The organism is Psychrobacter sp. 1Y11, assembly GCF_052259045.1.
Taxonomy (GTDB): Bacteria; Pseudomonadota; Gammaproteobacteria; order Pseudomonadales; family Moraxellaceae; genus Psychrobacter.
The window spans coordinates 25,263-39,435 of sequence record NZ_JBQQER010000017.1; the positions used below are offsets into that span (position 1 = coordinate 25,263).

The following is a 14,173-nucleotide window of genomic DNA, read 5'->3' on the forward strand; positions in this document are numbered from 1 at the left end:
TTACTATTACCCTCGTCTTCTAAGTGTGGTTAGACCTTTGCCAAAATAGCTTATTAGTAATAACAGGGTTATTATTATCAAGATAGGATAATTTCCCATAAGCATAAAGGGCGTGTTACCAACCCGTGCCTGTATCTCACCACGTAGTACAGTACGCTCAAACTGCGGTGCGCGTTTTACAATACGACCTTTATGGTTAATGATAGCGGTAACACCAGTATTGGTCGCTCGAATAAACCAGCGCCCGTTCTCAAGCGCGCGCATTTGTACCATTTGCAAATGTTGCAATGGTCCTGCTGAAGTGCCAAACCAGGCATCGTTAGAGACGGTCAACAAAAAGTCAGTATCGATGGCATTTTTACGCGTGGTATCTGGATAAGCTACCTCATAACAGATAGCCGTCCCTATATTGTGTCCACGCACCTTTAGAGGTGACTGCTGATCACTACCACGACTATAGCTCTTAATATCCTGACTACCGGCCAAACTTGGGAAAATATCGAGCACGCCTTCAAATGGAATATACTCTCCAAAAGGCACTAGACGCTGCTTCTTGTATAGGCCTTCCGCTTCTACACCTCGAGCAATCACGCTATTGTAAAATGGGGGATACTTATCCGTACTGGCATTGAATGCCGCTTTATCCTTATAAGGGATACCAGTTATCCATGTCGTATTGGTCGCATTAGCCATTTCTATCATTTCACTAATAAAGCCCGCAGCCTCATCCTGAAACATAGGAATAGATGATTCAGGCCACACCACCACATCACGTCCCCACTCAGTGCGTGTTAACTTCGCATAAATCTTTAGCGTTTCTACTTGATACTTAGTCAGCCACTTTATATCTTGTGAAATATTACCTTGAATCAATGACACTGACAGATCAGGTGTGCCCTTAGGTTTTGTCCATTGCGGATTGACCAGCCATAATGATGTGCTAATGGCTAATAACAGTACAGAAACGATGGCATAACTACTGCGCCGAAGCAGTAGCTCTACTAAACTTGCAGCCAATAGTATGGCAACAAAAGAGACGGAAAAAACACCAGCAACGGGTGCTAAGGACGATAACCAATACTCTTCAGTAAATGCATAACCAACAAACAGCCACGGAAAGCCTGTGAATAACCAAGTTTTTAACCATTCTTGTAGCACCCAAAGAGCAGCAAATGAAAAGGGTTGTTTGCCTACCATACGGTTAAAGACTAGTGCTAACAATCCATGAAACAGTCCCATACCGAGACCCATCAATGCAATCATAATCAATGCGAGCCACGTTGGTGTATCGCTATAATCATGGATAGCAGTATAGAGCCAAAAGCCGCCGACGCACCATAGCCCCATACCGTAAGCTTCACCGATAATAAAAGCGCGACGACCACTCATACTTGTCACCAACAGCGCATATAAAATCGCTGGTGATACTATTGCTAGCGGCCAAAACCCATAAGGCGCTAGCGAAAATAAAAAAATAGCCCCTGCAAGCCATGCTGCTACTAGCGTAAGCGATAGCGGTAATTGATTTAAGTGAGTACTCAAACGCTTTTGTAGATTAATAGTAGACAGGCGCATCGCAAATTATCCAAAATTATGAGTTTTGAATTTTTAGTCAAAATCCAAAACTCGGATAGACCTGTTAATACTACAGGCAGCATTTCAAAATGAAAACTGCTTATGATACCAGTCCGCACTGCTCAATGGATAAATTTACGTACTCCGTTTGATGGGTTATTATGCTACATTACCAAACGATATGAAGTGTTACTTGACCTTCTATAGCTCACAATATCTACAGTACATGAGAGAGCACTATGACCCCCTTAAAAATAAAATCCAGTCTTATATTCAATCGTTATCTGTCTAAGGGGTTGCGTAGTACGTTAGTATTACTTGCCGCCTCATCACTATTTGCTTGTAGCCAACCGAGTAGTGGCGTATCTGATGCAAGCACAACATCGGCATCAACTGAAGATGTTTTGGCTGTTCCAAAGACAGCTGAACCAAACGTTATAAATACTCCTATGATGACATCAGTAAGTAAACCAGACCTACTAAAAAACGTCTCAGCCACTGTCTATAAAGATGCCAATTGCGGCTGCTGTAAAGAATGGATAAGTCATGCAGAAGATAATGGTCTAAGTGCAACCGCGCAAGATGTTGCGGACTTAGCCGTATTTAAAGAGCGCTACAGCGTTCCAAATGAAATGCGTTCTTGCCATACTGTAGTCACTACTGATGGTTACGTCTTTGAAGGTCATGTACCCGCTAAATATATGGCGCAGTTTTTAGAAAATCCGCCAGTACAAGCTATGGGTCTTGCCGTACCTGGCATGCCTGTTGGTAGCCCAGGTATGGAGTATCAAAATAAATTCATGCCCTATCAGGTTATGCAGCTCAATAAAGACGGGACGACCCAAGTTTATGCTGATATTGAATCGGTAGAGCAGCAATTATAGTGTGTTAGCAGTTAAGAATACTTTGATTATAGTGTTAGCGTTAAAAGTAAATGAGGCAGGTATAAGACTGTTCTATTGCTTATAAAATGATTCTTCATCAAAAAAATCATTAGCTATTGCGACTTTAAAAGCAAAAATAACTTTGAATTTGTAACTTTTGATGACAATGTAAGCGGATTTATCGGTTATTAACCCTTAAAATAGATAAATAATTAAGGGTTAATACAAGAATATACAGGATGTATCGAAACAATTACGTAATATTACATAAGCCAGTAGGGAATTAACATCTATATTAATATTATAAATTATTATATTATCTTAATAATTAGTTAGACCCTATATAGGGTAATTACTTCATCCAATAGAAAAACGTCTGAGGGTTAAATCTAAATTATAGATTTAACCCTCAGACGTTTTTTTGCTTATAAAACAGTAGAAATTGTGGTCAATCTAGTCAGCTATATTCTGTACATGTTACACAAACTTACATTGTAAAATGTGGGATATTAGCAATTTTTTCGACATCAAAAAAGTATTTTTGGGGTTTTTAAGGGGAATGACAGGCTAAACAACCTATGCTAAAGTCGGCTTTGTGTTTTGGTCAGCAGCTTGATTTGTAACAGCTTCGTAAGACTTCAATGAGCTGTGATCGCCAATAATCATTTTTTATATGAATAATATGCAGCAGAAGTATCAGTCACTATGACATATATATACTTGAGTTATTGAGATTTAATTGACTGCGCTGTTGTTGATAACAGACGATTTTGAATTAACCGTAGGTATTAGATTTATGAAACAGGCTTTATTGATTTTGTCAGTACTGGGTATGGGCATAGCACAAACGAGTGGTGCTGCTATCACAATCTCTCAAACAAATAATACCATCACCAATACTTCTGTGGCATCAAACTACGGTTCATCAAAAAACATCTATAGCACCAAAAGTGGTGCTTATGTTTCTAATAATGATGAAATTAGTCAAGCAATTAGCAACCTAAGTGCGCAGGCCAAGCAAAAAGAGAATCAGCTTTCATCATTAAACAGCCGCTTATACGCTGAAAAACAACAGCAGCAAGTCAATACAGTTCCTGACAGCAATTCAGCCCCCGCTATCGCTGCTGCTCGCGCCTCAAAAGTGGCTTTATCTGGCAGCTCTGGATATTGTGCCCGTTACGTACGTAAAGCACTACAATCAGCTGGTTATGAATTTACACCCAATCCTTCAGCCTATCAGTACGCCACTCGTGGCACGCTTGATAAAGCAGGTTTTAGCAAAATCAGTAATGATATGCCAACCCAAGTAGGTGATGTTATTGTCTATGATCGCTCATCAAAGCGCCCGCATGGCCATATCCAAATCTTTGATGGCGAAAATTGGATTTCTGATTTCCGTCAGAACAGCATCAGCCCATACAGTGGTGTCTATGCTTATACGACATGGCGCGATTCAAAATACGTGGATGACGCATCCGCATCAGATCGTAATATCCACCTTGCTATGAATGATAAATAAGACTTTCTAAGTCAGCACAACATAGTTGTTATTTCCTCCAACCCAGTAGTGATCTTAATATCATTGCTGGGTTTTTTTGTGCTTAACATCAGGGCGTATTTAACCTTTCATGATTTGATCCGTCAGAAATGAACACTACTGATATCATTACTCATGACAGGAGTTATCGACAAGCGCGTTTAAAATGCCACATGATGACGCTGGTGCACTACTTGCACATTTCTGGCGCAAAACGGTCAAGTGATGCTTTAAGTGCATCAGTTCTTCCATTCGTATTTCCACAGCATGAATGTGCTCATCTAGCAAGTTATTCACATCGCCGCAGTCCTTGTCAGGCGACTCCCAGTATTCAAGTAAGATTCGCACATCATCTAAAGCCATATCGAGCGTACGGCAATGTAGGATAAATTGTAGACGCTCAATGTGCTCTTCATTATATAAACGATAATTCCCTTCGCTACGAAAAGGCTCGGGTAATAAACGCTCTTTTTCATAATAGCGAATGGTTTCTACTGTGGCACCTGTGCGTTTAGCGAGCTCACCAATTTTGATTGTCATAACAACCTCTATGATTTAAATAATTAAAGTGGCTGTAAAGACTAGCGCTAGAGAAATTAAAATTACGAAACTGTAGATAAATAACCTTGACTCTAAAGCCACTATAGGGTTCATAATATCATTATTCAAAGGGTAAATTATTATGAAATATCATATTGAAGGTATGGACTGTGCCAGTTGCATCGGCAAGATTGAAACAGCTTTGAAACGTATGCCTGGGGTTTCTGATGTTCAGCTGAATTTCGCTACAGAAACGCTAGAGCTAAATTTAGCCCCTGGTGCGCCGACTCAGGCTAGTGATATCGAAAAAACAATCAAAAGCCTAGGGTTCGGTATATCTGCCAATACTGGTCAACAAACTGTATCGGCTATTGATATTGACAGCGACAATCAGATGGCTCCGCAGGATAAGCGGTGGTGGCAAACTCAAAAAGGCAAACAGGTTGTTGGTCTCGGTATTTTGATGGGCAGCGCTTATGCACTGTCACTACTGTTCCCCGCTTATGGGATATGGGTGTTTGCCATCGCTGTGATTGTAGGCGTTTTTCCATTTGCACGCAAAGCCTTAGCACTGGCTAAAACAGGTTCATTCTTTTCAATTGAAACGCTGATGTCCGTCGCCGTGCTTGGCGCACTTATCATTGGTGAAGCTGAAGAGGCCGCAGCGGTTGTCTTTTTGTTCTCAATCGGTGAACTGTTTGAGAGTATCGCTGCTGATCGCGCTCGCGCTGGCATCAGAGCCTTATCATCGCTGGTTCCGAAAAGTGCGATTTTACTTGATGCTCAAGGTGGGCAGCGTAACGTTCCAGCGACTTCACTACAAGTGAATGACCTTGTGCTGGTGCGTCCTGGAGATAGGGTATCTGCTGATGGTTCCATTGTTCAAGGTGCGTCCAGCCTTGATGATTCGCCCGTGACGGGAGAGTCTGTTCCTGTTGCCAAGACGATGGGTGACAATGTATTTGCAGGGTCAATTAACATCGATGGTGTGCTCCAAGTGCGCGTAGAAAAGACAGCCGCCGATAACACTATTTCGCGCATTATTGATTTGGTAGAGCAAGCGCAAGCTTCCAAAGCACCCACTGCCCGTTTTATTGAGAAATTCAGTCGTTACTATACACCGGCTGTGATGGCTATTGCCGCCCTAATTATCATCGTCCCACCGTTAACCATGGGCGGAGATTGGTCAACTTGGTTATATCGAGGTCTAGCCTTATTATTGATCGCTTGTCCTTGTGCTCTTGTGCTCTCAACACCAGCTGCTATCGCCTCTGGTCTAGCGGTCGGTGCGCGCCGCGGCTTGCTGATCAAGGGCGGTAGTGCTTTAGAAACCATCGGCCAAGTGAAGACAGTCGCTTTTGACAAGACAGGCACTTTAACTGAAGGCAAACCACGCGTGACCGATGTTGTTGACATTACACAAGAGTATTCAAGTGTTCAAGGTCAGGATTCTCAGGATCAGGGTTCTCAAGGTAAAGATAAGGTATTGGCGCTCTTTGCCAGTGTGGAGACAGGTTCTAGTCACCCGCTTGCTGAAGCTATTGTCAGTCATGCCAAAGCCGCCAAAGTTGTCATACCTGTGGCTTCTAAAGCTTCTGCTACTGCGGGTAAAGCGGTACACGCAACTATCGCTGGGCGCGCGCTAGCTATCGGTTCGCCTGTTTATGCCGCAGATGAGGCATCAATTTCAGCCGAGCAACAGGCACAAATCGAGGCGCTGCAAAATGAGGGCAAGACCGTCTCAGTTCTTTTCGATGAGCAAAGTCGAGAAGTGCTTGGATTGGTCGCACTAAGAGACGAGTTACGAGACGACGCTCATGAAGGTGTGGCTCAACTTAAAGCGATGGGTGTGCGCTCCGTCATGCTAACAGGCGACAACCGCTTAACCGCTCAAGCACTTGCCAGTAATTTAGACGTGGAATGGGAAGCTGAGCTGTTGCCTGAGGACAAACTGCGCTTGCTTAACGAGATGAAGAATAACAGCAAAATAGCGATGGTGGGTGATGGTATTAACGATGCGCCAGCACTAGCAACCGCTGATGTTGGCATCGCGATGGGTGGTGGTACCGATGTGGCCATTGAGACGGCCGATATCGCATTATTAAAAAGTCGTGTTACAGACATGGCCCATCTGATTGCACTTTCGCGTGCCACCATGCGCAACATTCATCAGAACGTCATTTTCGCTTTAGGTCTCAAAGGCGTCTTTCTGATCACGACCGTATTCGGCATTACTGGACTATGGATTGCGGTTCTAGCTGATGCTGGAGCAACAGTGCTCGTTACTCTCAATGCGTTACGTTTACTGCGCTTTAAAGGCGCGCCTCCACTGGTAACTCCGCCTAAAGTAGTTAAATAAAACCCTTCGAAATCAATTAAAAACTAGAGATAGCAGCAGATTTCGGGGGTGGGTTCTAATAATAAAAATTCCACCGCCACAGTAAACTGCAACCGCATTAGAGTAAATAAGGTTAGACCGTATGTTGATTACAGAATTGGGCTATTTTGCCTTGCTTACCGCTTTTGTACTGGCGTTATTGCAGGTAATTCTGCCAACTATTGGTGTTATTCGTAACCAAGTTGCTTGGCAACGACTAGCCCCTAGCCTAGCTTGGGCACAGTTTGCCGCCATGATAACGTCATTTGGCGCTTTGATAGCAGGTTTTTATTATAATGATTTTAGCCTCAGTTACGTCGCGCAGCATTCTAATACGCTGTTGCCTTGGTACTATAAGTTATCGGCGACATGGGGCGGACACGAGGGCTCTTTGCTGCTATGGATGACCATCATGGCCACATGGTGTGCACTGGTATCATACTTTAGTCGCGGCTTGCCGTTATCAATGCGTGCGCGGGTATTAGTTATTTTGGCCGGTGTACAGTTAATGATGCTAACGATGCTGATATTTACCTCGTCACCGTTTGAGCGTACCTTACCCAATCTAGCGGTCGATGGCGCTGATTTAAATCCTGTCCTACAAGATTTCGGTCTGATTATTCATCCGCCCATGTTATATATGGGCTATGTGGGTATGGTAGTACCTTTTGCATTTTGTATGGCGGCATTGTGGGAAGGGCGTTTAGATGCTGCTTGGACACGCTGGTCACGTCCATGGGCGCTCGCGGCTTGGGGATTTTTGACCATTGGTATTGCACTGGGCTCGTGGTGGGCCTACTACGAGCTTGGCTGGGGCGGTTGGTGGTTTTGGGATCCGGTAGAGAACGCCTCGTTTATGCCTTGGCTTGTCGGCTTAGCATTGCTGCATTCATTAGCAGTCACTGAAAAGCGCGGGGTGTTTAAAGCATGGACCATCATGCTGGCTATTTTCGCCTTTGCCTTAAGCTTGCTTGGCACGTTCCTGGTACGCTCTGGAGTCCTTACCTCAGTGCATTCGTTTGCCGCTGATCCGACGCGTGGTTTGGTCATCTTAGCTATTCTTGGCATTATCATCGGTAGTGGTCTATTAATGTTTGCCGTTCGCGGTTGGCGTTTAACCGTTGAAAGTCAATATCAGCTGATTTCACGTGAGTCCTTTTTAGTGATCAATAACGCCATCATTTTGATTGCAACCTTAGTGGTGCTGCTCGGCACCCTCTATCCTATTATCGCTGATGCCTTTAGTCTCGGTCAGGTATCTGTAGGGCCTCCATACTTCAATGCGCTGTTTGTGCCTTTGACATGGCTGTTGTTAATCGCTATGGGTATGGGCTCTAATATTCGCTGGAAACAAGATAAGCGTCCGTTACTAGGGGTGGGTATCGCCATTGCCGCTAGTAGTATCGTATTGGCTGCTATTATCGCCTACTTTACCAGTCCATCTGCTATGTTCAATATTGGCGTGACTTTAGCGGTGAGCTTTTGGGTACTGCTATGGATGATCGTTGACTTTAGAGACAAAACCAAGAACGCCCCTAATTTCTTTAAAGGTCTGCGTCAGCTGCGTCTTAGCTATTGGGGTCAACAGACTGCTCATATTGGCGTATTGGTTGCTGTCATTGGCATAGCCTTTACTAGTAGCCTGAGTATTGAGCGTGACGTAGCAATGGGTATTGGCGATACAGTCAATGTTCAAGGTTACGATTTTGAAGTAACTGAATTTTTTGAAATAAAGGGTAGTAACTTTGATGCAACGCAAGCGCAAGTGGTGGTATCCAAAGACGGTCGTGAAGTGGCGAAACTGACTCCAGAAAAGCGTACTTATATTATCAGCACGATGCCAACAACTGAAGCTGCTATTGACCCCAGTCTTATGCGCGATGTTTATGTCGCACTGGGCGAACCTATTGCCGATGGTAGTAACCAATGGGCATTAAGGATTTATGTAAAACCATTAATTCGCTGGATTTGGTTAGGGGCAATTATCATGGCTCTAGGTGGATTAATTAGTATGCTTGATAAACGATACCGCATCAAAAAAATTAAAGCTCCGTTGCTAGTTACTGGTAGTTTGGCTACTTATGGAGTCAATGAGGTAGCTATTGAGCAGGCAATCTCAGTATCGACGATGTCGACACTAAAGGAGAAATAAATGACTATGTCGAATAATACTCCTGAGCAAAAAGATAGCCAAAACAGTAAGCAGCGTAACCCAAAGACAATGAAAAAAAAGCAGACGAAGCTATGGTTCTTAATTCCGCTTATCCTCTTTTTTGGTTTGGTAGTTATATTGTACATGCGCTTAGGTAAACCAACAGACATTGTGACCAATACCGCTCTTGAGCGTCCGGTTCCTACCTTTGAGCTGCCGTTATTAGCAGATACTACCCGTACTATCACCAATGATAATTTGCCGGATAAGCCGTTTTTACTTAATGTTTGGGGCTCATGGTGCCCAACTTGCGTTATTGAGCATCCGTTTTTAATGCAACTAGAAGAGCGCGGCGTTGATATCGTTGGTGTGAATTATAAGGATGAGATTGGTAATGCGCTCAGTTACTTAAACCGAGGCGGTGATCCATTTTCTATGTCTATTCAGGATTCATTGGGTCAGTTTGCTCTAGACTTAGGCATAACTGGTGCGCCCGAAACCTTTGTTGTGGATGGAGATGGCATCATTCGTCAGCATATTGTTGGTGAGATTAATGAAGCCAATTGGCAACAGCGTGTTAAGCCGTGCCTGACAGTACTTAATAAGGCTAATAAGAACAACGATAGTCCTGATCTCATTCAGGTTGAGGAGATGTGCAAATGAACGTTACTCGAATAAGAGCTCCTCAACTAAAACCCAATATAGTTTTAAAACTAGCAAGCTTAATACTAGCGTGTCTGCTTAACATGACGGCAAACGCAGCTATTGACGTATACGATTTTGACTCACCACAGCAAGAAGCTCAGTATCGTGGATTAATAGAAGAGTTTCGCTGCCCAAAATGCCAAAATCAAAACCTTGCAGCCTCTGATGCACCGATTGCACAGGATCTAAAGCAAAAAGTCTATGATTTAATTAAAGATAGACGTAGTGATGCTGAAATACGCGTCTATATGCAAGAGCGCTACGGTGACTTTATTAGCTACAAGCCGCCTATGCGACCATCAACATGGATCCTATGGTTTTTTCCACCACTATTATTGCTCGTCTTAATTATTGGTTGGTTTTGGCAAAGTAAGCGTCGCCAAGTTGTTGCCCGTGGTCAAAGCGGCGTCACAGTGAACAGTACTGCTGCCTTGACCTCTACGGAAAAGGCTGAGCTTGATCGTCTATTATCGCAAGCTGAGAGTGTCGACCACGACATTACTAGCCTAGAGGACAAAAAATGACTCTATTTTCTACTTTTGGCTTATTTGTAACTCTAAGCTTGCTGATTGCTCTTATATTTGCGCTGATTGCTATTATGCCATGGCTACGAGCACCGCGTTTGCAGTCCAAACCAATAGACAATCAACTGCTAGATATTAATGTTGCAGTATTTCGCGAACGTTTAGCTGAGCTACAAACAGATAAAGACAGCGGTACTATTAATAATAGCCATTATCAAAATCAAAAGCTGGAACTGGAGCGTCAGCTATTAGATGTGCAGCGTCAGATAACACCTATGGTCACCCCTGATGTCAAAAGCCGTTTAATTGTCGCAGCTTGGATCCCAATATTGGCTGCAATGGCGTATTTACTAATAGGCAATCGTACGCCCGTGTTTGATTTGTGGACAGCTGAGGACAAAGTAGGACAAGTGGCTGACGACCTATTGACAGCTAAAATTGACAAGCCGCCATCATGGGCGTTTGAAGATGGTCGTCAACTGATTAGCGCCATGCAAACCAATGTTCATCGTAATGCTGATGATCCTAATCGCTGGATGCGCCTATCCGAGCTTTTCTTATCTATGGAGGCAACTGATTCTGCGCTGGAAGCCTTATCTCGTGCCTATCGTTTAGCTCCTGAAAATGAAGAAATCGCCACCACTTATGCTCAGACTAGCTTTTTCGTTAATGAAGGTCAGTTAGACGCCAATATTCGCCGTGTATTACAAGCTATATTAGCTAAGAATCCGCAGCATGAACGGGCTCAAATGCTCATGGCAATGGGTGAGACTCGTAGTAGTAACTTTGCCCAAGCGCAAGGTTGGATTAAACGCTTACAAGGCAGCATTGTGGCCAAACCAGGTGATCATACTAAAGCTTTAGCAAGCTTAGATGAGTTAAGCAACTACGTTAGCACGCAAGAAAAGCAAGCGCTAGAAGGTATTGACGTGACAGTGAAAATTAACGCTAATTTATTACCGTTAGTGAAAGCTGATGATGTGTTGTTTGTTGCGATACGTGACGTTAAAGGAGGTCCACCGTTTGCCGCCAAACGTTTACCCATTAGTATTATCAAGCAAGGTGAGGCTAGTATCCGCTTAAGCAATCTTGATGCGATGATGCCAGATCGCACGTTAAATTCAGCTCGTAGTGACAAAACTCAGTTAGCAGTCGTTGCTCGTATTAGTCATAGCGGTAATGCCATAGCAGAGTCAGGCGACTTATCGGGTAATCCTATAGTGATTAGCGCTGAACAGACTCAGGTTAATGTTGAAATCAATCAACAGATTCCCTAATAAAAAATTATTACCGTAAGTTTCATAACACCAGAGCGGTAAGTGGAGCCGTTTATAAAAGTGGCGCGATTAATAGTCGTATACCAAAAACATATACGTTTAACATTGTTCATTGTATAAACACAGATAAAGAAAACAACTATGACTGAATCTACCGACAGATTAGATAGTACTAAATTGAATAGCGTTGAATCGGCTAGTACTAATATTGCTGACAATAAAGTACCTATAGCTGTGAGTAGTACTCATCAATCGATTGACTCTAAAACCATGAATCATACGCCTAAAGCTATGTACGTGACTTCAGGCAACTCGATAACACCTAAAGGTAAGTTGGATAAAATGCCAAAAATGGTTGCCAATGGCAGTCGCGCTTTTATCTGGTATTTGTTGGCGATAATGGTGTTAATACTTGATCAATGGACTAAGTGGTTGGCCCAAACCAAATTAGCGTTCAATGACCCCGTACCGGTCATTGAACCATTTCTCAACTGGACACTCGCTTATAACTATGGGGCAGCATTTAGCTTTTTAGCCGACGCTGGCGGTTGGCAGAAATGGTTTTTCTCAGGCTTAGCTTTTGTAATGGCTATCTTTTTAACGATTTATTTAATCAAAGCGCCACGTACAGCCAAGCTATTGTCTATGGGGTTGGCCTTAGTGCTTGGCGGTGCGATTGGCAACTTAATCGATCGTTTAAGAATTGGCAAAGTGGTTGACTTTATCCATGTGCATTATGCTGATGTCTGGAATTATCCTATTTTCAATGTTGCAGATATAGGTGTCTGTGTCGGTGTAGCGTTGATTATAATTGATATGATATTTTTGGAAAGTAAGCGTAATGAATAAACAAGTGAATATTGATCAGTACAAATAAAAAGAACTAGCGTCATAGCTGCTCTATACGGAAAGATACTTTTTATACTCAAGTGTGTTTATAAAAATGCGAACTGGAAGGTGATATATGATTAATACAAATACTCTCTCATTCTATATCCCAAAACCCAATGCATAATTGTATGCGAGTGAACGCAGGATGATTTTGAAGTGGCTAGACGAAGGCGTGACGTGCTAAGTGGTAGATGACAAAAACCAGTACTTCAAAGCTCTGGACAGGGCCATTATTATAAAGACATTGAATACCGCCTAAATTATTTATTGAAATAACAAAAGGATAATATAGTGTCACATGCTCAGCTAACTATCAAACAAATACATAATCTTAGAAAAAAACAAAGTGCCGCATTAAAAAGCCTTACCATTATAGGCTACCTAGAAGGCACCTCTTTCTTATTATTGCTCTGTATCGCCATGCCACTAAAATATATGCTGGACATTCCAGAAGGTGTGAAATACATCGGTATGGCACACGGTATATTGTTTATTACCTATATCATAATACTTATAGGCTCAGCTATCAAAATGAAAATGCCTCTTTGGGCAATACCTGCGGGCGTACTCGGCTCACTCTTACCTTTTGGCCCGTTTATATTCGATCATTTACTAAAAAAGAATTTACAGGAAAGTGTAAGTAAAGAAGCCTAGAACAAGCCCTGCTGCAAATGCTACAAACGTACCTTATTACTCAAGATTATTTTTCCTAACTAAATCACAAGCCGCCATCACTCATCATGGCGACAAATGAATAACATTGAGCAGAAATTAATCACAATAAAATTTTAATTCAGACCCAGTATGAATAATCTAACACTCTAGTCACTTTTCGAACTTATCTTACATACTATCGACAAACCCGTATTGTTTAAAAGCTAAACAGGTTTTGTCATCCGCGATGGATTTCCTATTATCCTAGGGTATACCCCAGGGGCACTATCAAAACAGGTCTCTTAATCAATTAATAGTCTACTTATAATAGACTGCAATAATGGAACTACTTATAACAGACTATTTTAGGTGTTTATGTTTATCAGAGCATAGAGCGCCAATCAAAGATCAAGATGCCAAGCGTGCCAAAAGTGAGCTCATATAGCTTGCTGCTGATCATGGTCACAAAATTGCCGCCTTCTATGTTGAAAACGAGTCAGACGCAACTTTAATACGTCCACAGTTAATGTAACTGATAAATGATGCCCATGAAGGCGATATAATTTGGTTGAGCAGATTGACCGCTTAGCACGTTTAAACCAAGCTGATTGGGATACTCTCAAAAGAATGCTATTAGAAAAGAAGCTGGCGGTAGTATCAGAAGAGCTACCGACCTCTTATATAACGCCTCAATCTGATAGCAGCATTGAATTTATGAGCAGCGTATTACAGGCCATCAATTCGATGATGCTTTATATGCTCGCTGCTATTGCTAGAAAGGACTATGAAGATCGACGTAACCGTCAGATGTAAGGTATTTCTCGTACTAAGGTAGAAAGTAAATATTCAGGACGTAGGAAAGATACCGAGAAGCGTAAGATTATCGCTAGCCTTCTGAAATCTGGGCGTAGTTATTCTGAAATACAAGCTACAGCTAAGTGCTCGCGTCATTTGATAGCTGTATAGCTAAATAAATACTCAAATACTCAAATACTCAAATACTCAAATACTCAAATACTCAAATACTCAAATACTCAAATACTCAAATACTCAAATA

At 42.4% G+C, this 14,173-nt stretch carries 12 protein-coding genes; 10 read left to right on the forward strand and 2 right to left on the reverse strand.

Annotation, left to right across the window (positions count from 1 at the left end; translation table 11 throughout):
• Positions 1-6: 6 nt before the first annotated feature.
• Positions 7-1,575: an apolipoprotein N-acyltransferase gene (lnt, locus tag ACTXGJ_RS12025; protein ID WP_058025954.1), complete on the reverse strand. Its 1,569-nt coding sequence runs from the start codon at positions 1,573-1,575 to the stop codon at positions 7-9.
• 239 nt (positions 1,576-1,814) lie between these two features.
• On the opposite strand from lnt, the gene ACTXGJ_RS12030 reads away from it, so the two are divergent.
• Both ACTXGJ_RS12030 and ACTXGJ_RS12035 read left to right on the forward strand, forming a co-directional pair.
• Positions 1,815-2,459, forward strand: coding sequence for a DUF411 domain-containing protein (locus tag ACTXGJ_RS12030; RefSeq protein ID WP_083499708.1), 645 nt, complete (start codon positions 1,815-1,817; stop codon positions 2,457-2,459).
• A gap of 796 nt (positions 2,460-3,255) precedes the next feature.
• Entirely contained in the window at positions 3,256-3,978 is a 723-nt protein-coding gene (locus ACTXGJ_RS12035) for a CHAP domain-containing protein (RefSeq protein WP_025643918.1), read from the forward strand.
• 147 nt (positions 3,979-4,125) lie between these two features.
• On the opposite strand, the gene cadR is transcribed toward ACTXGJ_RS12035, so the two are convergent.
• The gene (gene cadR / locus ACTXGJ_RS12040; protein WP_007394845.1) at positions 4,126-4,536 is read right to left on the reverse strand and encodes a Cd(II)/Pb(II)-responsive transcriptional regulator; all 411 of its coding nucleotides are present in this window, start codon (positions 4,534-4,536) and stop codon (positions 4,126-4,128) included.
• A gap of 142 nt (positions 4,537-4,678) precedes the next feature.
• Between cadR and ACTXGJ_RS12045 the strand changes: the two genes are divergently transcribed.
• The 8 genes from ACTXGJ_RS12045 (at position 4,679) to ACTXGJ_RS12080 (ending at position 13,929) form a co-directional block, all read left to right on the forward strand.
• Positions 4,679-6,895: a heavy metal translocating P-type ATPase gene (locus ACTXGJ_RS12045; protein ID WP_058025811.1), complete on the forward strand. Its 2,217-nt coding sequence runs from the start codon at positions 4,679-4,681 to the stop codon at positions 6,893-6,895.
• A 121-nt stretch (positions 6,896-7,016) separates the two neighbouring features.
• Complete coding sequence (locus tag ACTXGJ_RS12050) at positions 7,017-9,065, forward strand: heme lyase CcmF/NrfE family subunit (protein ID WP_025643925.1); 2,049 nt, start codon at positions 7,017-7,019, stop codon at positions 9,063-9,065.
• Positions 9,066-9,728, forward strand: coding sequence for a DsbE family thiol:disulfide interchange protein (locus ACTXGJ_RS12055; protein ID WP_011513682.1), 663 nt, complete (start codon positions 9,066-9,068; stop codon positions 9,726-9,728). It abuts the gene before it with no gap.
• Positions 9,729-9,811: 83 nt separating this feature from the next.
• Positions 9,812-10,294 carry a cytochrome c-type biogenesis protein gene (locus ACTXGJ_RS12060; RefSeq protein ID WP_020443538.1) on the forward strand — a complete coding sequence of 161 codons (483 nt, stop codon included), beginning with the start codon at positions 9,812-9,814 and terminating at the stop codon, positions 10,292-10,294.
• Positions 10,291-11,571, forward strand: coding sequence for a c-type cytochrome biogenesis protein CcmI (ccmI, locus tag ACTXGJ_RS12065; protein ID WP_025643930.1), 1,281 nt, complete (start codon positions 10,291-10,293; stop codon positions 11,569-11,571). Before ACTXGJ_RS12060 ends, ccmI begins: the two co-directional genes overlap by 4 nt.
• A 141-nt stretch (positions 11,572-11,712) precedes the next feature.
• The gene (gene lspA, locus ACTXGJ_RS12070; RefSeq protein WP_037026031.1) at positions 11,713-12,420 is read left to right on the forward strand and encodes a signal peptidase II; all 708 of its coding nucleotides are present in this window, start codon (positions 11,713-11,715) and stop codon (positions 12,418-12,420) included.
• Positions 12,421-12,753: 333 nt separating this feature from the next.
• The gene (locus ACTXGJ_RS12075) at positions 12,754-13,116 is read left to right on the forward strand and encodes a DUF3817 domain-containing protein (protein ID WP_058023733.1); all 363 of its coding nucleotides are present in this window, start codon (positions 12,754-12,756) and stop codon (positions 13,114-13,116) included.
• Between the two features lie 564 nt (positions 13,117-13,680).
• Positions 13,681-13,929 (forward strand): recombinase family protein, encoded by a 249-nt coding sequence (locus ACTXGJ_RS12080; RefSeq protein ID WP_228706492.1) that lies wholly within the window; start codon positions 13,681-13,683, stop codon positions 13,927-13,929.
• The last annotated feature ends 244 nt before the right edge of the window (positions 13,930-14,173 follow it).

Excerpts from the sequence above, each read along its gene's own strand:
- ACTXGJ_RS12060 (WP_020443538.1), top strand. The coding sequence starts at position 9,812 with ATGACGGCAAACGCAGCTATTGACGTATACGATTTTGACTCACCACAG.
- ACTXGJ_RS12030 (WP_083499708.1), top strand. The coding sequence starts at position 1,815 with ATGACCCCCTTAAAAATAAAATCCAGTCTTATATTCAATCGTTATCTG.
- cadR (WP_007394845.1), bottom strand. The coding sequence starts at position 4,536 with ATGACAATCAAAATTGGTGAGCTCGCTAAACGCACAGGTGCCACAGTA.
- ACTXGJ_RS12055 (WP_011513682.1), top strand. The coding sequence starts at position 9,066 with ATGACTATGTCGAATAATACTCCTGAGCAAAAAGATAGCCAAAACAGT.
- ACTXGJ_RS12035 (WP_025643918.1), top strand. The coding sequence starts at position 3,256 with ATGAAACAGGCTTTATTGATTTTGTCAGTACTGGGTATGGGCATAGCA.
- lnt (WP_058025954.1), bottom strand. The coding sequence starts at position 1,575 with ATGCGCCTGTCTACTATTAATCTACAAAAGCGTTTGAGTACTCACTTA.
- ACTXGJ_RS12050 (WP_025643925.1), top strand. The coding sequence starts at position 7,017 with ATGTTGATTACAGAATTGGGCTATTTTGCCTTGCTTACCGCTTTTGTA.
- ACTXGJ_RS12045 (WP_058025811.1), top strand. The coding sequence starts at position 4,679 with ATGAAATATCATATTGAAGGTATGGACTGTGCCAGTTGCATCGGCAAG.
- lspA (WP_037026031.1), top strand. The coding sequence starts at position 11,713 with ATGACTGAATCTACCGACAGATTAGATAGTACTAAATTGAATAGCGTT.
- ccmI (WP_025643930.1), top strand. The coding sequence starts at position 10,291 with ATGACTCTATTTTCTACTTTTGGCTTATTTGTAACTCTAAGCTTGCTG.